17 protein-coding genes are annotated in these 17,650 nt (G+C 72.7%); 12 read left to right on the top strand and 5 right to left on the bottom strand.

Annotation, left to right across the window (positions count from 1 at the left end):
- The first annotated feature begins 100 nt into the window (after nt 1–100).
- The 7 genes from ACWDCZ_RS05905 to ACWDCZ_RS05935 all read left to right on the top strand — a co-directional run bounded on the left by ACWDCZ_RS05905 (nt 101) and on the right by ACWDCZ_RS05935 (nt 6,696).
- Complete coding sequence (locus tag ACWDCZ_RS05905) at nt 101–670, top strand: DUF6939 family protein (RefSeq protein WP_449815319.1); 570 nt, start codon at nt 101–103, stop codon at nt 668–670.
- Nucleotides 671–888: 218 nt separating this feature from the next.
- Nucleotides 889–1,752, top strand: coding sequence for an alpha/beta fold hydrolase (locus ACWDCZ_RS05910; protein WP_449815340.1), 864 nt, complete (start codon nt 889–891; stop codon nt 1,750–1,752).
- Between the two features lie 91 nt (nt 1,753–1,843).
- Complete coding sequence (locus ACWDCZ_RS05915; protein ID WP_449815320.1) at nt 1,844–2,500, top strand: hypothetical protein; 657 nt, start codon at nt 1,844–1,846, stop codon at nt 2,498–2,500.
- A 27-nt stretch (nt 2,501–2,527) separates the two neighbouring features.
- Nucleotides 2,528–3,637 carry a threonine aldolase family protein gene (locus tag ACWDCZ_RS05920; RefSeq protein WP_449815321.1) on the top strand — a complete coding sequence of 370 codons (1,110 nt, stop codon included), beginning with the start codon at nt 2,528–2,530 and terminating at the stop codon, nt 3,635–3,637.
- Between the two features lie 88 nt (nt 3,638–3,725).
- A complete protein-coding gene (locus tag ACWDCZ_RS05925; RefSeq protein ID WP_079271723.1) occupies nt 3,726–4,304 on the top strand; it encodes an NADAR family protein in 579 nt (192 codons plus the stop codon).
- Nucleotides 4,301–5,473 carry a hypothetical protein gene (locus tag ACWDCZ_RS05930; RefSeq protein WP_449811458.1) on the top strand — a complete coding sequence of 391 codons (1,173 nt, stop codon included), beginning with the start codon at nt 4,301–4,303 and terminating at the stop codon, nt 5,471–5,473. The genes ACWDCZ_RS05925 and ACWDCZ_RS05930 overlap by 4 nt, the downstream gene beginning before the upstream one ends.
- Nucleotides 5,474–5,541: 68 nt before the next feature.
- Complete coding sequence (locus ACWDCZ_RS05935; RefSeq protein WP_449815322.1) at nt 5,542–6,696, top strand: hypothetical protein; 1,155 nt, start codon at nt 5,542–5,544, stop codon at nt 6,694–6,696.
- Nucleotides 6,697–6,859: 163 nt separating this feature from the next.
- Here ACWDCZ_RS05935 and ACWDCZ_RS05940 read toward each other — a convergent pair whose 3' ends face one another.
- A complete protein-coding gene (locus ACWDCZ_RS05940) occupies nt 6,860–8,242 on the bottom strand; it encodes a glycine--tRNA ligase (RefSeq protein ID WP_030233601.1) in 1,383 nt (460 codons plus the stop codon).
- Nucleotides 8,243–8,433: 191 nt separating this feature from the next.
- Between ACWDCZ_RS05940 and ACWDCZ_RS05945 the strand changes: the two genes are divergently transcribed.
- From ACWDCZ_RS05945 to ACWDCZ_RS05960, 4 genes are read left to right on the top strand one after another with little or no spacing between them, the layout of a single operon-like run.
- On the top strand, nt 8,434–9,516 hold the full coding sequence (locus tag ACWDCZ_RS05945) for a metal ABC transporter substrate-binding protein (RefSeq protein WP_449815323.1): 1,083 nt from the start codon (nt 8,434–8,436) through the stop codon (nt 9,514–9,516).
- A 14-nt stretch (nt 9,517–9,530) separates the two neighbouring features.
- Nucleotides 9,531–10,295 (top strand): metal ABC transporter ATP-binding protein, encoded by a 765-nt coding sequence (locus ACWDCZ_RS05950; protein ID WP_049651099.1) that lies wholly within the window; start codon nt 9,531–9,533, stop codon nt 10,293–10,295.
- On the top strand, nt 10,292–11,221 hold the full coding sequence (locus ACWDCZ_RS05955) for a metal ABC transporter permease (protein ID WP_049651098.1): 930 nt from the start codon (nt 10,292–10,294) through the stop codon (nt 11,219–11,221). Before ACWDCZ_RS05950 ends, ACWDCZ_RS05955 begins: the two co-directional genes overlap by 4 nt.
- Nucleotides 11,222–11,256: 35 nt before the next feature.
- Nucleotides 11,257–11,667 carry a Fur family transcriptional regulator gene (locus ACWDCZ_RS05960; RefSeq protein WP_049651097.1) on the top strand — a complete coding sequence of 137 codons (411 nt, stop codon included), beginning with the start codon at nt 11,257–11,259 and terminating at the stop codon, nt 11,665–11,667.
- A 75-nt stretch (nt 11,668–11,742) separates the two neighbouring features.
- Here the strand turns inward: ACWDCZ_RS05960 and ACWDCZ_RS05965 are convergent, their stop codons facing one another.
- The 4 genes from ACWDCZ_RS05965 to leuA form a co-directional block, all read right to left on the bottom strand.
- The gene (locus ACWDCZ_RS05965) at nt 11,743–12,576 is read right to left on the bottom strand and encodes an isoprenyl transferase (RefSeq protein ID WP_049651096.1); all 834 of its coding nucleotides are present in this window, start codon (nt 12,574–12,576) and stop codon (nt 11,743–11,745) included.
- A gap of 4 nt (nt 12,577–12,580) precedes the next feature.
- Entirely contained in the window at nt 12,581–13,327 is a 747-nt protein-coding gene (gene recO / locus ACWDCZ_RS05970; protein WP_049651095.1) for a DNA repair protein RecO, read from the bottom strand.
- 223 nt (nt 13,328–13,550) lie between these two features.
- The gene (locus ACWDCZ_RS05975) at nt 13,551–14,246 is read right to left on the bottom strand and encodes a hypothetical protein (protein WP_049651094.1); all 696 of its coding nucleotides are present in this window, start codon (nt 14,244–14,246) and stop codon (nt 13,551–13,553) included.
- A gap of 239 nt (nt 14,247–14,485) precedes the next feature.
- Nucleotides 14,486–16,282 carry a 2-isopropylmalate synthase gene (gene leuA / locus ACWDCZ_RS05980; RefSeq protein ID WP_449815324.1) on the bottom strand — a complete coding sequence of 599 codons (1,797 nt, stop codon included), beginning with the start codon at nt 16,280–16,282 and terminating at the stop codon, nt 14,486–14,488.
- Nucleotides 16,283–16,624: 342 nt separating this feature from the next.
- Between leuA and ACWDCZ_RS05985 the strand changes: the two genes are divergently transcribed.
- Complete coding sequence (locus tag ACWDCZ_RS05985) at nt 16,625–17,644, top strand: M4 family metallopeptidase (RefSeq protein ID WP_074000728.1); 1,020 nt, start codon at nt 16,625–16,627, stop codon at nt 17,642–17,644.
- Nucleotides 17,645–17,650 lie beyond the last annotated feature (6 nt).

A 17,650-nucleotide genomic window follows, 5' to 3' on the forward strand; every position in this document is an offset into this window, starting at 1 on the left:
CCGCGCCGAATCCGCTCCCGGCCGCCCGCACTCCGGTGAGGAATGTCAGTGGCACCGGGGACACTCGGTGGCCCGCGCCGTCGAGCAGGAGAGCCCGCACATGCCGATCCACATCGCCGGCCGTCGCCGTACGGCGGCCGCGCTGACCGCCGCGTTCCCCGGCGCGGAGATCGTCGACGTCACCTCCAGGGCGCCGGACCCGTGGGTGCGGCTGAGCCCGTTCTACCCGCACGGCGGCATCCCGGTCCCCTACGGCGACGGCGCGACCAGCCAGTCCGTGGAGGGGATCTGGCAGGCCCTCAAGGTCTTCCGGGACGCCGATGTCGACCCCGCCAAGCTGCACGTCACCTCGATGAAGGGCCTCAAGCGGACAGTGCGCCGCTTCGGCCCCGTCCAGGGCCACCGGACCGGCCTGCACGGCGACCGGCTCCTGTCGTACGAGACGGCCCGCCGCCGGATCTACCTGCCGGCCTACCGATGGGTCCTCGAACACCGCGCCGCCGACCTGGTCGAGCGGCTCCGGGAGAAGGACGAGGTCGTACTCCTGGACTACACCACCAACGGCGACGTCGCCGACCCCAGCAGCCCGCTCTCCCACGCCGCGCTCGTCCGGCTGTACGCGGAGGGCCGCTGGCCCGCCGAGGACGGCATGGACCCGCACCCCGAGTAACCCCGGGGTGAGCGGTGGGCCGTGGAGCACCGAAGCCGTGCCGCCGGAGGGTGGGCTGATGATCATTCACTGAGTAGGGTGAATCACCGGACCGTGGGCAGCCGTTCGCACGCCGCCCTCGCGCGTCCGCAGGTGACCGCCGGCGCCTGCCACGCACGAAGCAGTCCCCGCGGCCGGCCCAGTGCGCCGCAGGGGAACGGAAAGTGAGCAGTAGACAGATGCAACCCACCTTCGTCCTGGTCCACGGGGCTTTCGCGAACTCCTTCTCCTTCGCGCCGCTCCAGACCGAACTCGGCCTCCTCGGACACCGCTCCGTCGCCGTCGACCTCCCGGGGCACGGCTTCGCCGCGACGTACCCCCGGGCCTACCAGGCGCCGCAGGACCTCGACGGGCTCGCCACCGCGCCCGGCGCCATCAAGGGCGTCACGCTCGCCGACAACGTCGCGCACCTCATCGGGATACTGGAGCGGGCCAAGCGGAACGGGCCCGTCGTCCTCGTCTCCCACAGCCGCGGCGGCCTGACGGCCACCGCCGCGGCCAACCAGCGGCCCGACCTGGTCGACCGCATCGTCTACGTCTCCGCCTGGTGCCCCGTCGACCTCGACGTCAACGCCTACTACGCCGAGCCCGAGATGGCCACGGCCGACGCCGCGGGGCTGATGGCGGCGCTGGTCGGGAACCCGGCCGAACTCGGCCTGCTGCGCATCAACTTCCGCACCGCCGACCCCGGCGTCCTCGCCTCCTTCCGGGCGTCCTTCCTCGCCGACGGCACGGACGACGAGTTCATGGTCTTCCTCAACACCTTCCAGCCCGACGAGAACCTGGACACCGGCACCCCCGACGACCGGGCCCGACCCGACACCTGGGGACGGATCCCCAAGTCGTACGTCCGGCTGGCCGAGGACGCCGGCATCCCGCTCGCCATGCAGGACCGCATGATCCGCGAGGGCGACGCGCTGACCCCGGAGAACCCCTTCGACGTCCACACGCTCCCCGGCAGCCACCTGAAGTGGCTGGTCGACCCGGCGCCGGCGGCCCGGCTCCTGGGGGACATCGCCGCGCTGCTGCCCGCCGAGTCCTGACCGGAGCCGGAGGCCGTCCGCCGCGTCGATCCCGGCGTGGGCGGACGGCCTCGCGGCCCCGACCCGCTCCGGCCCCACCCCGAGGAGGACGATGAACCCCGACGGCCCGCGGAACATCCTGGAGGTCGGCTCCCCGACCGCCGCCGCCCACCCGCCGTACGACGGGGTCCGCGCCACCGACCCGGTCCGCCTGATCCCCTACAGCTGGGTGCGGCAGACCAAACCCGGCGGCACCGTCTCGGCCGTCCTCGGCACCTGGCAGGAGGGCGCCGGCCGGGTCGAGCTGACCGTGCTCCCCGACGGCACCGCCGAGGGCCGGGTCACCGGCCGGGCCGCCGTCCCGCGCCCGTCCCGCCCGCCGTTCCTGCCCGGCTGGTCCGGCGCCGACGGCACCGGGCGTCCGACCGACACCTCCCCCACCCTCCTCAACGACCCGACGCCCGCCTTCCTCGCCCAACTCGCCTTCCCCGAGGCGTGGTTCTGGGTCACGACGGGCGAGGACCTGGAGTCGGTCTACTGCCTCTCCGTCCCCGGCGCCTCCGCCCAGATCCAGGACGACACCTACGGCTGGACGGTCCACCAGGGCGGCCGGCTCGCCCTCTGGGACGAGATCGAGCAGCTCCTCGCCGCCTGGCAGGAGGCCGGGCGCCCCGACCTCACCGCCGTCCGGCTCCGCGTCACGGCGGACACCCAGACGGCGTGGGTACCCGGACACCCCGCCCTGCGGTGGGAAAAGCGGTTGGTCTGACCGCGCCACCGGGCTGACAATCGCCGGATGACCGACGACCAGAGTGAGTTCCACCGGCGCCGCGCGGCCCGCATGACCTGCGAGCGCTTCCTCTCCACCGACCGCGTCCTCAGCATCCGCGAACGCCTCGCCCAACTCTCCGCCCTGGACGATCTGGACGTCCTCCCCGACTTCTACGGCAGCGGCGGGCCGGTGCGGCAGCTGGAGGAGCGGACCGCCGCACTGCTCGGACAAGAGGACGCGGTCTTCTTCCCCACCGGGACGATGGCCCAGCAGGTCGCCCTCCGCCACCACGCCGAACGCACCGGCAACCCGGCCGTGGCGCTGCACCCGCTCAGCCACATCGAGCGGCACGAGCGGCACGCCTACACCCAGCTCACCGGCCTGCGCGGCCTCTGGCCCACCACCGAACAGCGCCAGCCGACCCCCGGGGAACTCCACGCGGTCGGCGAGCCCTTCGGCACCCTCGTCGTCGAACTCCCGCTGCGCGACCCCGGCTACCTCCTCCCCACCTGGGACGAGCTGACCGCCCTCGTCGCCGCGGCCCGCGAGACCGGCGCCCGGGTGCACTTCGACGGCGCCCGGCTCTGGAACACCACGGTCCACTTCGACAAGCGGCTCGACGAGATCGCCGCCCTCGCCGACAGCGTCTACGTGTCCTACTACAAGGACCTCGGCGGCATCAGCGGCGCCGCCCTCGCCGGCGACAAGGCCCTCACCGCCTACGCCCGCACCTGGCGCCACCGCTACGGCGGCCAGCTCTCCCAGCAGTGGCCGGCCGCCCTCGCCGCCCTCCACGGCCTGGACACCGCCCTCCCCCGCATCCCCGCCCACATCCACCACGCCGCCACCGCCCTCACCCCGGCCCTGGCCGCCCTCCCCGGCGCCCGCCTGTACCCCGAGGTGCCACCCACCCACGAGTACCAACTCTGGCTTCCCCACCCGGCCGAGGCCCTCAACGCCGCCCACCTGGCACTGGCGGAGGAAGAGGGCATCTGGTTCGTCTCCCACTGGGAGGACGCCGCCCCCGGCCTCGCCGTGGCAGAAGTCAGCCTCGGCGAACCGGCCCTGGGATGGACGGCGGACGAGGTGACGGAGGTCGGCCTGCGCTTCCTGGACATGGCCGCCAAGGCCTGACCGGGGAAGACTCGCCGGGCCACCCCCGCAAGGGCGATGCGCCGCGAAACGGTTCGCGGGCATGTTGCCTTTATGTCAGACTGACGATATGAGCGAGATGCACGTGGGGGACCTGTCCACCGTCCGCAGCCGCGAGGAGTTGGCCGTGGCGATGGCCGACGGGGTGCGGCCGAAGTGGGTGATGTTCTGGGGGCACACCGAGCGCAAGGGCGGCGGGACCCGGCAGGAGTGCCTGAGCCAGTGGTGGCCCGGCGAGTTCACCGTCGACGGGGTCGCGTACGCCTCCGCCGAGCACTGGATGATGGCCGGCAAGGCCCGGATGTTCGGTGACGAGGAGATCGTGCGGCAGGTGCTGGCGGCCCGCACGCCCGCCGAGGCGAAGAAGCTGGGGCGGCTGGTCAAGGACTTCGACGAGAAGGCCTGGGTGGACGGCCGGTTCGAGCTGGTGGTGGCGGGCAACGTCGCGAAGTTCGGGCAGGACGAGGCGCTGCGCAGCTACCTGCTGGGCACGGGTGACCGGGTGCTGGTCGAGGCCAGCCCGGTGGACCGGATCTGGGGCATCGGGCTCGCCGCCGACGACATCCGGGCCCAACAGCCCGCCGAGTGGCGCGGGTTGAACCTGCTCGGCTTCGCCCTGATGGAGGCGCGGGCGCGACTGGCCGCATGAGCGGGATCGCTCCGCTGCTGGACGGGACGGTCGTGGTCTCGGCCGCCGCCGCCCTGTTCCTGGCGCCGCGGGTGCTGCGGCGGGAGGCCGGGCCCGCGCGGCGCGGGCGCTCGTACGGGCCGGAGCCGGTACTGGCGGCCGTCGTCGCGCTGATCTACCTCAACCAGGTGCTCGTCGCGGTCTACGTGAACCGCGTCCACCACGGCGACGTCTCCTTCATCACCCGCTACCTCCAGCCCGGCTGGTTCGACGTGCCCCGCCTCGACGCCCTCGCCGCCCGTTTCCCCGCCCCGGAACTCCTCGCCCCGTCCGTCCTGCGGGTCCAGGCGTTCCTCGAACTGCCGCTGGTACTGCTGGCGTTCGTCGCCGTCGTCCGCCGGCTGGACCGCGCGCTGTACGTCCGGCTGGCCCGCTCGCCGCTGGTCCCGCTGGCCGCCGCCTCGTACACGGTGGCGTTCTGCGCGGTGGAGTGGGACCTGCGGAACCCGTACACCGTGGACGACCTCGTCCTGCGTACGCTCGCGGCCTGCCTCACCCCTCCCCTGATCGCCTGGCTGGCCCGACGCGAAACCGGAGCCGAACCCGGAGCCGGAGCCGAGCCCGGCTCCGAGGCCAAGCCCGTACCCGAACCCGAACCCGCCCGCGGCCTGTTCCGCTTCACCCTCGACCTGTGGGCGTACGGCCAGCTGATGCTGGTGCTGTACGACACCGCGCTGCTCTACAACCTCGCCCGGCTCGGCGACCATCTCCCCTCCGCCGCGGCCGCGTTGGCGGTGCTCGTCGCCACCCGCACCGTCCCGCCCCGAGGCCCGCACCCGCGCCCGCAACCCGGCCCGTACACCGCCACCCTCGCGGGGACGATCGGTCGGGCGCTCGCGCTGTTCCTCGTCCCCGCCCTGTCGATCCGCTACGCGGAGTCCTTCGGCACGCCCGAACTCGCCGCCCTGGCAGGGCTCCTGGTGATCGGCGCGGCGGCCCGCCGGGACGCGCCGCGGCTCCTGCTGCCCGCCCTGGCGGGCGCGGTGGTCGGATACGCCGTCGCGGCCCTCGCGCCCGGCCCGTACTACGAGGCGACCCTCCTGCGGAGCGCGACCGGCGCACTTCTCGCAACGACCGCCCTCTGCGCGCTCCTTGACACCACTCGGGCACGACTGGTCGTGCGCTCGTAACTCCCCAGCCACATACTGTCGCCAAGATGTCACGCAGTCAGGGTCCGGATGGACAGGTTGGGGCGATCATGCGCATGCGGCCGACGGAACAACCCGCGGGCGGGCAGCCGGAGGGCGAGCTGCAGGCCGCCGAACTCCGCGCGGAGCTGGACGAATTACTCCGCGCGAGCCGCTACGCGAGCCAACGCGAACGGCGCCTGAACGAGGCGATCCGGGCCACCCCGGGCCGCCAGCGGCCGGACGGGGAGCTGCTGCGCCAGCTCGCCCAGGCCCGGACCCTGCGCGAGGGCCTGGGCGCCCGCTGCCTCCAACTCAGCGACCAGCTGGAGGCGCTGGAGAGCCGGATCCGCCACCAGCACCAGCCGCCACCGCAGCAGCACCAGCACCCCCAGCAGCAACAGCAACAACAACAGGCCCCGCAACCGCCGCGACAGCACCACCAGCCACCTCGGCACCAGGCCCCGCCGCCGCCCGTCCGCCCCGACCTCGGCGCCCTCACCGAGCGGATCACCGCCCTCCACCGGGCCGGCTCCCTCGCCGAGGCCACCGAGGTGATCGACACGGCCGCCGCCCGCCTCACCTCCGCCGACGCGGCGCTGCTGGTCGGCATGCTGGCCCGGTACGGCCCGACCGGCGGCTCGCTCCACCTCGCCCGCAGCATCGCCCGGACCGCGCCCGACCACTCCGTCGCCGTGCTCGCCGAGCTGCGCGAACTGGGCCTGGCCGAGGAGGCGGCCGAGGTGTTCCACGCCTTCTGGGGCTACCCGGCCGCCTCCGTGCCCGGCCTGCTCTCCGCACTGGACCAGGCCGGACTGGCCGCCGACAGCGCGACACTGCTCTGGGAGTGGGGGTCGGCGCCGATGCCCGAGCTGACCTCCCTGGCCGCCTGCCTCCAGCAGCACGGCCGCGCCGACGACGTCCGGACGCTGCTGCGCCAGGCCGCCGGCCGCTCCACCGCCGACCTCGCCGCCCTCGCGACCGGACTGCCGCCCGCACTCGCCACCCTCCTGCTGGGCGAACTGGCCGTCCTGCGCCCGCCCGCCGAGGTGGTCGGGCTGGCCACCGCCCTGGACGGCGCGGGCAACTCCGAGCTGTACGCGCAGCTGCTGGCCGCGCTGCTCGCCGACGAGGCCCGCCACCGCACCACCCTCGCCGCCCTGCGCACCGCCGGCCTGCCGACCCGCCCGCCCGCGGCCCCGCGCTCCCGCTGGGGACGCCGGTAGCGGCCGCACCGGCAGGCGGCCCGAGGACAGGGCCGAGGGCAGGACCGCGGGCAGGCGCAGGAGGCACACCAAGGGACCCGCGAAGCCCCCGAACAGCAAGGAGCCCCCGCCCGCCCCACCAGGGCGGACGAGGGCTCCCCGAGCGAAGCTCGGCCACCCGCTGCTAGCAGCCGATCAGCCGCGCGCCCAGGTACGCCTTGACCTGGTCCAGCGACACGCGCTCCTGCGACATGGTGTCGCGGTCGCGGACGGTCACCGCGTTGTCCTCGAGGGTGTCGAAGTCGACCGTGACGCAGAACGGCGTGCCGATCTCGTCCTGGCGGCGGTAGCGCTTGCCGATGGCGCCGGCGTCGTCGAACTCGACGTTCCACGCGGTGCGCAGGTCGGCGGCGAGGCCGCGGGCCTTCGGGGACAGGTCGGCGTTGCGCGACAGCGGCAGGACGGCGACCTTGACCGGGGCCAGGCGCGGGTCGAGCCGCATGCCGACGCGCTTCTCCATGACGCCCTTGGCGTTCGGCGCCTCGTCCTCGAAGTAGGCGTCGATCAGGAAGGCCAGCATGGCGCGGTTGAGGCCCGCCGCCGGCTCGATGACGTACGGGAAGTACCGCTCGCCGGACTCCTGGTCGAAGTACTTCAGGTCCTGGCCGGAGGCCTCGCTGTGCACCCGGAGGTCGTAGTCGGTGCGGTTGGCGACGCCCTCCAGCTCGGAGAACTCGCTACCGCCGAAGTTGAAGCGGTACTCGATGTCCACCGTGCGCTTGGCGTAGTGGGAGAGCTTCTCCTTCGGGTGCTCGAAGAAGCGCATGTTCTCGGTGCGCAGGCCGAGGCCGACGTACCAGTCCCAGCGCTGCTGGAGCCAGTACTCGTGCCACTGCTCGTCCTCGCCCGGCTTGACGAAGAACTCCATCTCCATCTGCTCGAACTCGCGGGTCCGGAAGATGAAGTTGCCGGGGGTGATCTCGTTGCGGAAGCTCTTGCCGGTCTGGGCGATGCCGAACGGCGGCTTCTTGCGCGAAGTGGTCTGGACGGCCTTGAAGTTGGTGAAGATGCCCTGGGCGGTCTCGGGGCGCAGGAACGCCAGGCCGCTCGCCTCCTCGGTGACGCCGAGGTGGGTCTTCAGCATGCCCGAGAAGTCCTTGGGCTCGGTGAACTGGCCCTTGGTGCCGCAGTCGGGGCAGTTGACGTCCTTGAGGCCGTTCGGCGGCGGGAAGCCGTGCTTGGCCTCGTACTTCTCCTCCAGGTGGTCGGCCCGGTGGCGCTTGTGGCAGGAGAGGCACTCGGTCAGCGGGTCGTTGAAGGTGGCGACGTGGCCGGAGGCCTCCCAGACCTCGCGGGCGAGGATCACCGACGAGTCGAGTCCGACGACGTCCTCGCGGGCCTGCACCATCGCGCGCCACCACTGGCGCTTGATGTTCTCCTTGAGCTCGACGCCCAGCGGCCCGTAGTCCCAGGCGGCACGCGTGCCGCCGTAGATCTCGCTGCAGGGGTAGACGAAGCCACGGCGCTTGCTCAGGCTGACGATCGTGTCGATCTTGTCGGCGGCCACAGTGCTCTCTTCAGTACGTACGGCACGGTCAGGGCACGGCTGGTTGCGCGTACCCGAATACCTCAGGTTACCGGCCATACGGGTACGTGATTCAAATCGGTATCGTCCGGCCGCTCCCACCCTCCGTCACCTCCCGTTCACCCGTCCGAGTGATTTGACAATCATTTCCATGTGAGATGAGAATGATTGTCATGATGATCGGACTGCCTCGACTCGGACTCTCCCGCCGCACCCGCCGCTCCATAGCCCTCGGCACCACCGCGCTCGCCGCCTCCCTCGCCCTCACCGCCTGCGGAGGCAGCAGCAGCGCCGACAGCGGCGGCGGCCGGCTGAAGGTCGTCGCGTCCTTCTACCCGATGGAGTTCCTGGCCCAGCAGATCGGCAAGGAGCACGTCGCGGTCACCGACCTGACCGCCGCCGGCGTCGAGCCGCACGACCTGGAGCTCACCGCCAAGCAGGTCGGCACGGTCCAGAAGGCCGACGCGATCATCTACCTCAAGGGCCTCCAGCCCACCGTCGACCAGGCCGTCGCGCAGTCGTCCAGCAAGCACAAGATCGACGCCACCGCCGCCAGCCCGCTGGTCGACCACCACCTCGACGAGGGCACCGAGGCCGGGGGCGGCGCCGACGGGGCCCACGGGGCCGACGGCCACAAGCACGAGGACACGGCCGGCGACCCGCACATCTGGCTCGACCCGACCCGCTACGCGGCGATCGCCAAGAGCGTCGGCGACGAGTTCGCCAAGGCCGACCCGGCGCACGCCGAGGACTACCGGAAGAACACCGACGAGCTGGTCGGCAAGCTCACCGCGCTCGACCAGGAGTTCCGGGACGGGCTGAAGGACGCCGGGACCCGGACCTTCGTCACCAGCCACGCCGCCTTCGGCTACCTCGCCGAGCACTACGGCCTCACCCAGGTCGCCATCAACGGCGTCGACCCGGAGTCCGAGCCCACCCCGGCCCGCCTCGCCGCGGTGCAGAAGGCCGCCAAGGACAACGGCGTCACCACCGTCTTCTTCGAGACCCTGGTCAGCCCCAAGCTCGCCGACACCGTCGCCAAGGACCTCGGCCTCAAGACCGCCGTCCTGGACCCGCTGGAGGGCGTCAAGGACCCCGCCAAGGACGACTACCTGACCGTCATGAAGCAGAACCTGGCCAACCTCCAGGCCGCCCTCGGCGCCCCGGCCGGAACCGCCGGAGCTGCCGGCACCGCCGGAACCGCCCCGACCGCGCCCGCCACGGCCGACGCCACCACCCCCGCCCCCGCGAACTGACGGGACCGAGCACCATGACCGACCCGATACCCCCGGCCGTCCGCCTCCGTGACGCCGTCGCCTCGCGCGGCGGCCGGCCGGTGCTGCGCGGCGTCGACCTCACCGTCCGCCCCGGCGAGGTCGTCGCCCTGCTGGGCGCCAACGGCTCCGGCAAGTCGACCACCGTCAAGGCCGTGATCGGCTCCGTCCCGCTGGAGCGGGGCACCCTGGAGCTGTTCGGCACCCCGTACGGCTCCTTCCGCGCCTGGCACCGGATCGGGTACGTCCCGCAGCGCACCACCGCCGCCTCCGGCGTCCCCGCCACCGTCCGCGAGGTGGTCTCCACCGGACGGCTGCCGCAGCACCGGCTGCTGCCCTTCCGCCGCCGGGACCGCGAGGCGGTGGACCGCGCGCTGGCCGCCGTCGGCATGCTGGAGCGCGCCGGGGACGGCGTGGCCGACCTGTCCGGCGGCCAGCAGCAGCGGGTGCTGATCGCCCGCGCCCTGGTCGGCACCCCCGACCTGCTGATCATGGACGAGCCGATGGCCGGCGTGGACGCCGCCAGCCAGCAGGTGCTCGCGGACACCCTGCGCGCCGAGGTCGGCCGCGGCGCCTCCGTCCTCCTCGTGCTGCACGAACTCGGGCCGCTGGAGCCGCTGATCGACCGCGCCGTGGTGCTGCGGGACGGCTGCGTCGCCCACGACGGCCCGCCCGTGCCCAACACCGGGCTGCACGCGCTGCCCGGCCACGACCACGTCCACCCGCACGCCGACCTGACCCCGCCGAGGCTGCTGGCATGACCGAGATGCTCTCCTACGACTTCATGCAGCGGGCCCTGCTCGCCGCCGTCCTGGTCGGGATCACCGCCCCGGCCGTCGGCATCTACCTGGTGCAGCGCCGCCAGGCGCTGATGGGCGACGGCATGGGCCACGTCGCGATGACCGGCGTCGGCCTCGGCTTCATCTTCCAGACCAGCCCGGTCTGGATGGCCGTGCTGGTCTGCGTGCTCGGCGCCGTCACCATGGAGCTGGTCCGCTCGCGCGGCAACCAGCGCGGCGACATCGCCCTCGCGATGCTCTTCTACGGCGGCATGGCCTGCGGCAAGCTGCTGGTCTCGATGTCCGCCCAGGCCGGGGCCGGCTCGCTGGAGAGCTACCTGTGGGGCTCGATCCTCACCGTCGCCCCCGCCGACCTGGCCACCATCGCGGTGCTCGGCGCGGTGGTCGTCGCGGTCACCGTGGGCCTGCGCCGCCAGCTCTTCGCGATCTGCCAGGACGAGGACTTCGCCCGGGTCACCGGTGTGCCGGTGCGCACCCTCAACCTGCTGCTCGCGGTGATGGCCGCGGTCACCGTCACGGTCGCCATGCGGGTGGTCGGGCTGCTGCTGGTCAGCGCGCTGATGGTGGTCCCGGTGGTCGCCGCCCAGCAGCTCACCCGGTCCTTCGCCGCCACCCAGGCCGCCTCGATCGCGCTCGGCGTGGTCGTCTCGCTGGCCGGCGTCACCGGCTCCTACCACCTGGACGTGCCCTCCGGCCCGGCCATCGTGCTGCTCGCCATCGCGGTCTTCGCGGTGTTCAGCCTGCTCGCCGCGCCGCTCGCCCGGCGGCGCCACCGCGGCACCGGCGAACACGGGCCGAAGGTGTGCGACGTCGAACTGCCGGAACAGGCCTCCGGCGAACCGTCCGGCACGACCACACCTGAGGGGCGGGCGGGGCTGGCACAATGATGTGCGAGACGCCCACGACCCCAGGAGGACCCACGGTGACCACCGCAGGCCCGTCGCCGCGCGCCCGCTCGACCCGGCAGCGAGCCGCCGTCTCGGCGGCCCTGGACGAGATCGCGGACTTCCGCAGCGCGCAGGAGCTCCACGACCTGCTCAAGCACCGCGGGGACTCCGTCGGTCTGACCACGGTCTACCGCACGCTCCAGTCGCTCGCGGACGCCGGCGAGGTGGACGTGCTGCGCACCGCCGACGGCGAGGCGGTCTACCGCCGCTGCAGCAGCGGGCACCACCACCACCTGGTCTGCCGGCACTGCGGCGCGACCGTCGAGGTGGAGGGTCCCGCGGTGGAGCGCTGGGCCAACTCGGTCGCCGCCGAGCACGGCTTCAGCGACATCGCGCACACCCTGGAGATCTTCGGGACCTGCGCGGAGTGCGCCAAGAAGGTCTGAGGCTCGTCCGCGCGCGTACGGCGAAGGGGACCCACCGGGCAGATCCCGGTAGGTCCCCTCCGTCGTACGCGCCCGTCAGCGCGGGGACGGCACCGGCGCGCCGACCTCGTTCGGGATCGCCCCGCCGAAGCGCCGGTCGCGCATCGCGTACTGCTCGCAGGCGCGCCACAGGTCGCGGCGGTCGAAGTCCGGCCAGAGCACGTCCTGGAACACGAACTCGGCGTAAGCCGACTGCCAGAGCAGGAAGTTGGAGGTGCGCTGCTCCCCGCTGGGGCGCAGGAACAGGTCCACGTCCGGCATGTCCGGGTGGTACATGTACTTGGCGAGGGTCTTCTCGCTGACCTTCTTCGGGTCGAGCTTCCCGGCCGCGACGTCCAGGGCGAGCGCCTGCGCCGCGTCGGCGAGTTCGGCCCGGCCGCCGTAGTTGACGCACATGTAGAGCGTGACGGCGTCGTTGTCCTTGGTCTGCTCCTCGGCGACCTGGAGCTCCTGGACGACGCTCTTCCACAGCTTGGGCATCCGGCCGGCCCAGCGGATCCGCACGCCCATCGCGTCCATCTCGTCGCGGCGGCGGCGGATGACGTCCCGGTTGAAGTTCATCAGGAACTTCACCTCGTCGGGCGAGCGCTTCCAGTTCTCGGTGGAGAACGCGTACAGCGAGATGTTCCTGACCCCGAGCTCGATCGCGCCCTTGAGGACGTCCAGCACCACGGACTCGCCGACCTTGTGGCCCTCGGTGCGGGGCAGTCCGCGCTCCTTGGCCCAACGGCCGTTGCCGTCCATCACGATGGCGACGTGGTCGGGGACCAGCTCGCCGGGGATCTTCGGGGGCTGTGCGCCGCTGGGGTGGGGGGTCGGGGGGACGTACGTCCTCTGCTTGCCGCCGCCGAAGAGCCGTCGCGCTGCCATGTGCTCACTTCTCCACGTATCTCATCGAGCGGATGCCCCGCTCCAGGTGCCACTGCAGATAGGCCGCGACCAGGCCGCTGCCCTCCCGCCAGTACCGCGGCTCGCAGGCGTCGGCCGTCTGCCAGTCCCCTGACAGCAGCGCCCCGAGCAGTACCAGTGTCTCAGGGGAGGGTACGGCACATCCGGGCACTCGGCAGTCGCCGCAGAGCACCCCGCCCGCGGGGAGGGAGAAGAAACGGTTCGGCCCCTCCAGGCCGCATTTGGCGCAGTCGGTGAAGCTCGCGCCGTACCCGTTCACCGCGAGCGAGCGCAGCAGGAAGGCGTCCAGCACCAGGTGCGACTCGTGCACCCCGGCCGCCAGCGTGCGCAGCCCGCCGACCAGCAGCAGGTACTGCTGGACGGCCGGTTCGCCCTCGTTCTCGGCGAACCGCTCGGCCGTCTCCAGCATCGCGGTGCCGGCCGTGTAGCGGCCGTAGTCGGTGACGATCGAGCCGCCGTACGGGGCGATCGTCTCCACCTGGGTGCAGAGCGGCAATCCGCGGCCGAACAGCTCACTCCCCCGGCTGAAGAACTGCACGTCCACGTGCGAGAACGGCTCCAGCCGGGCGCCGAACTTGGACTTGGTCTTCCGCACCCCGCGCGCGACCGCCCGCACCTTGCCGTGCTGGCGGGTCAGCAGGGTGATGATCCGATCGGCCTCGCCGAGCTTCTGCGCCCGCAGCACGACGCCGTCGTCCCGGAAAAGACTCATGGGGACCATTCTCCCCCACCCGCCCCCGGCTCCGGACGGCCCCGCCCGCCCGCACCGGGCTCCGGACAGCCGTGTTGCCCGCACCGGCGGTCGTGGGGGAGACCACGGCGGTGCGGGTCACGGCGGGCCCGGGGTGGGGAGGCCAGGCCCGTTGTGGGGGATTCCGAGGTGGTCTGAGGTGGTCCGCGGATCTTCGGAGGTGGACGGTACGGAAGGGCGGTCGCTACTGGTACGGCGTCCGGGTCGCCGCCTCCAGCAGCGCCCCGACCCGGGACCGCGGCAGGTCCAGGCAGCGCCCGACCGCGGCCAGCGCCTCGCGCTCCTGCGGCAGGTAGCGCCCGTCCGCCAGCGCGATCGCCGCGCCCTGCAGCAGCAGCCGCTCGCGGCCGGAGTGGGCCAGGTGCGGGGTGAGCGGTTCGACCACGGCGTGCAGTTCGACGGCCAGGCCGCCGGCCTCCGCCAGCCCCCGGCCGGGGGGCGCCTCCAGGTCGTGGGCGTGGTAGAGCTCGCCGCCGAGCCCGGAGAGCGCGGCGAGCGCGGCCAGCACCTGGGCCTCGCCGCAGTCCTCGAACCCGGCCTCGCGGACCGCCGCGCAGGCCGCCTCGCGGGCCGCCCGGTGGGCGGTGCCGCCGGCCGCGAGCATGGCCAGCGCGATGGTGTACTGGGCGTCCCGCAGCATCGCGCCGAGGCGCACGCAGGTGGGCTGCTCCAGACTCTCGACGCCGTACCGGCCGTGGCAGCTGGTGCACTGCACGCTGCCGAGCACCGGCCCGAGCGGGACCACCGGGGTCCCCAGCAACCGCAGCCACCGCCGGCCGTGCTGCCGGCGGTAGTTGCGGTCCCCGCCGCAGCCCGGGCAGAAGAAGTCACCGAGAACGTCAGTCCGCCACCGCGGGCGAACACCCCACAACCTGGTCACGGCGCCACTCCCCAGACATGGCAGGCGGCCTGCTCGACTATGGGCAGGTCACGCGACCGGACACCGAGGCCGTCCCACCGACCCGGCTTTCCGGTGGATCGATGTTGCCACGGTTACCGGCACGTGTCAGTACCTCGAACGGCTTCCGATTCGAAAAAATGTGGCGCAGGCCACAATCCGGGGCGGGGACGACGAAGGGCCGCCCCGTGGGACGGCCCTTCGCATACCACCCGTTCGAATTAGCCGCGCTGCGAGCGGTTGACGGCGCTGATCATGGCCTTCAGCGAGGCCAGCACGGTGTTGCCGTCGATGCCCACGCCCCACAGCACCTTGCCGTCCACCGCGCACTCCACGTACGCGGCGGCCTGGGCGTCGCCGCCCTCGCTCAGCGCGTGCTCGGCGTAGTCCAGGACGCGTACGTCCACGCCGATCCGGGCCAGCGCGTCGGCGAAGGCCGAGACCGGGCCGTTGCCGGTACCGGTCAGGGTCACCGGGGCGCCGTCCAGCCGGGCCTCGGCGGTCAGCGCGTCCCGGCCGTCCTCGGTGGTCAGGGTGCGCGAACCGCTCAGCGAGATCCGGCCCCACGGGTTGCCGGTGGTCGGCAGGTACTCGTCCTCGAAGACCCGCCAGATCTCGGCCGGGCTGACCTCGCCGCCCTCGGCGTCGGTCTTGGCCTGGATGATCCGGGAGAACTCGATCTGCATCCGGCGCGGCAGGTCCAGCTTGTGGTCGTTCTTCAGCACGTACGCCACGCCGCCCTTGCCGGACTGGCTGTTGACCCGGATGACCGCCTCGTAGGTGCGGCCGACGTCCTTCGGGTCGATCGGCAGGTACGGCACGCCCCAGGTGTGCTCCTCCAGTGGCACCCCGGCCGCCTTCGCGTCCGCCTCCAGGGCGTCGAAGCCCTTCTTGATGGCGTCCTGGTGCGAGCCCGAGAAGGAGGTGTACACCAGGTCGCCGGCGTACGGGTGACGCGGGTGCACCTCCATCTGGTTGCAGTACTCGGCGGTGCGGCGCACCTCGTCGATGTCGGAGAAGTCGATCTGCGGGTCGATGCCCTGCGAGAACAGGTTCATTCCCAGCGTCACCAGGTCGACGTTGCCGGTCCGCTCGCCCTGCCCGAACAGGCAGCCCTCGATCCGGTCCGCGCCCGCCATGTAGGCCAGCTCGGCGGAGGCGACGGCGGTGCCGCGGTCGTTGTGCGGGTGCACCGACAGGCAGACGAACTCGCGGCGGGACAGGTGGCGCGACATCCACTCGAACTGGTCGGCCTGGACGTTCGGGGTGGCCCGCTCGACGGTGGCGGGCAGGTTCAGGATGATCTCGCGGCCCTCGCCCGGCTGCCAGACGTCCATGACGCCCTCGCAGACCTCCAGCGCGAAGTCCAGCTCGGTGTCGACGAAGATCTCCGGCGAGTACTGGTAGCCGAAGACGGTGTCGTCGCCCAGCAGCTTCTCCGCGTACTCCATCACCAGCCGGGTGCCCTCGGTGGCGATCGCCTTGGTGGCCGCCTGGTCGTTGCGGAACACCACCCGGCGGAACAGCGGCGCGGTCGCGGCGTACAGGTGGACGGTCGCCCGCGGGGCGCCGACCAGCGCCTCCACGGTCTTCTCGATCAGGTCCTCGCGGGCCTGGGTCAGCACCGAGACGGTGACGTCCTCGGGGATCGCCCCCTCCTCGATCAGCGACCGTACGAAGGCGTGGTCGGTGGCCCCGGAGGCGGGGAAGCCGACCTCGATCTCCTTGTAGCCCATGGCCACCAGCAGGTCGAACATCTTGCGCTTGCGGGCCGGCGACATCGGGTCGATCAGCGCCTGGTTGCCGTCCCGCAGGTCGGTGGACAGCCAGCGCGGCGCCTTGGTGATCACCTTCTCCGGCCAGGTGCGGTCCGGCAGGTCGACGGTGCCGAACGGCAGGTAGCGCCCGTGCCGCATGCCCGAGGGCTGCTGGCGCACCGAGGCGGCGGTGATCGGGGTGGGGCGGTCGACGAAGGGGCGGCCGGCGGGGACGGACACGGCGGAGTTCTGCTCGGTCATGGAGGTGACTCGGCTTCCTGTGATGCGTGGTGCGGGCGGGTCGGGGGTGGTCAACACCTGGTCAACACCGACTGGCCGGCCTCTGCTGCCGCTCGCGATACACCCTTGGATCGCCGATTGCGCGCACAGCACGTTCCCCGCGGCGAGGGTGCCGGCCCCAGTGGACTACAGGCCCTCGACGCGGCAGCTAAGAAGAAGCAGCCCGTTGCGCATGATGGGCCCAGCGTAACCCAGCACCGCGCGCCCCCGAAGTGATCCGGGCCACCGTTCCACCCCTTGAGACGCCGACCGGTCGTGCCGGGGGTGGTGACAACCGGTCATCGAGGCCTCACCCTGGGCAACATGACCGCAGCAGCACCGTTCTGCACGATCGTCCCGCCGTTCGTCCTGGACCGCCTCGCCGAGGCCGGCCACGAACCCGCCGTCCACTCCCTGGCCCTCGACGCGGCGCACCGCGCGGCCCGCCTCTCCCCGGCCCCGCCCGTCGCCGCCCCCGGTCTCAACCGGGTCGTCTACGACGCCGGCCACGGCCAGCGGCTGCCCGGCCGCTCCGTGCGCACCGAGGGCCGCGCGGCCTCCTCCGACAGCTCCGTCAACCACGCCTACGACGGCCTCGGCGCCACCTTCGCGCTCTACGCCGACGTCTTCGGCCGGCACTCGATCGACGACCGCGACCTGCGGCTGGACGCCAGCGTCCACTACGGCCGCGACTACGACAACGCCTTCTGGAACGGCCACCAGATGGTGTTCGGCGACGGCGACAACGTGGTGTTCGGCGACTTCACCGCCTGCGTCGACGTCATCGGCCACGAACTCACCCACGGCGTCACCCAGTTCACTGCCGGACTGGACTACCAGGACCAGCCCGGCGCGCTCAACGAGTCGGTCTCCGACGTCTTCGGCTCGCTGGTCAAGCAGTACGCGCTGCGCCAGGCCGCCGCCGACGCCGACTGGCTGATCGGCGCCGGGCTGCTCGCCCCGGGCGTCCAGGGCGTGGCGCTGCGCTCGATGAAGGCGCCCGGCACCGCCTACGACGACCCGCGGCTCGGCAAGGACCCGCAGCCCGCGCACATGCGGGACTACGTGGACACCTCCCAGGACAACGGCGGGGTGCACATCAACTCCGGCATCCCCAACCACGCGTTCTACCTGCTGGCCACCGCGCTCGGCGGCTCGGCCTGGGAGCGCGCGGGCCGGATCTGGTACGACGCGCTGACCGGGCGCACGCTGCCCGCCGACGCCGACTTCACCGCCTTCGCCCGGGCCACCGTGGCCGCCGCCAGGTCCCGCTACCCCGACGACCGGTCGGTCGTGGACACCGTCACGGCCTCCTGGGCGCAGGTCGGGGTCAGCCCGGGGTGAGCGGGG

It is taken from the genome of Kitasatospora sp. NPDC001225 (assembly GCF_053597855.1).

What these genes read in the sequence shown, in the direction of transcription:
- ACWDCZ_RS05905 (WP_449815319.1), top strand. Translation starts at nt 101, where the DNA reads ATGCCGATCCACATCGCCGGCCGTCGCCGTACGGCGGCCGCGCTGACC.
- ACWDCZ_RS05910 (WP_449815340.1), top strand. Translation starts at nt 889, where the DNA reads ATGCAACCCACCTTCGTCCTGGTCCACGGGGCTTTCGCGAACTCCTTC.
- ACWDCZ_RS05915 (WP_449815320.1), top strand. Translation starts at nt 1,844, where the DNA reads ATGAACCCCGACGGCCCGCGGAACATCCTGGAGGTCGGCTCCCCGACC.
- ACWDCZ_RS05920 (WP_449815321.1), top strand. Translation starts at nt 2,528, where the DNA reads ATGACCGACGACCAGAGTGAGTTCCACCGGCGCCGCGCGGCCCGCATG.
- ACWDCZ_RS05925 (WP_079271723.1), top strand. Translation starts at nt 3,726, where the DNA reads ATGAGCGAGATGCACGTGGGGGACCTGTCCACCGTCCGCAGCCGCGAG.
- ACWDCZ_RS05930 (WP_449811458.1), top strand. Translation starts at nt 4,301, where the DNA reads ATGAGCGGGATCGCTCCGCTGCTGGACGGGACGGTCGTGGTCTCGGCC.
- ACWDCZ_RS05935 (WP_449815322.1), top strand. Translation starts at nt 5,542, where the DNA reads ATGCGCATGCGGCCGACGGAACAACCCGCGGGCGGGCAGCCGGAGGGC.
- ACWDCZ_RS05945 (WP_449815323.1), top strand. Translation starts at nt 8,434, where the DNA reads ATGATGATCGGACTGCCTCGACTCGGACTCTCCCGCCGCACCCGCCGC.
- ACWDCZ_RS05950 (WP_049651099.1), top strand. Translation starts at nt 9,531, where the DNA reads ATGACCGACCCGATACCCCCGGCCGTCCGCCTCCGTGACGCCGTCGCC.
- ACWDCZ_RS05955 (WP_049651098.1), top strand. Translation starts at nt 10,292, where the DNA reads ATGACCGAGATGCTCTCCTACGACTTCATGCAGCGGGCCCTGCTCGCC.
- ACWDCZ_RS05965 (WP_049651096.1), bottom strand. Translation starts at nt 12,576, where the DNA reads ATGGCAGCGCGACGGCTCTTCGGCGGCGGCAAGCAGAGGACGTACGTC.
- recO (WP_049651095.1), bottom strand. Translation starts at nt 13,327, where the DNA reads ATGAGTCTTTTCCGGGACGACGGCGTCGTGCTGCGGGCGCAGAAGCTC.
- leuA (WP_449815324.1), bottom strand. Translation starts at nt 16,282, where the DNA reads ATGACCGAGCAGAACTCCGCCGTGTCCGTCCCCGCCGGCCGCCCCTTC.
- ACWDCZ_RS05985 (WP_074000728.1), top strand. Translation starts at nt 16,625, where the DNA reads ATGACCGCAGCAGCACCGTTCTGCACGATCGTCCCGCCGTTCGTCCTG.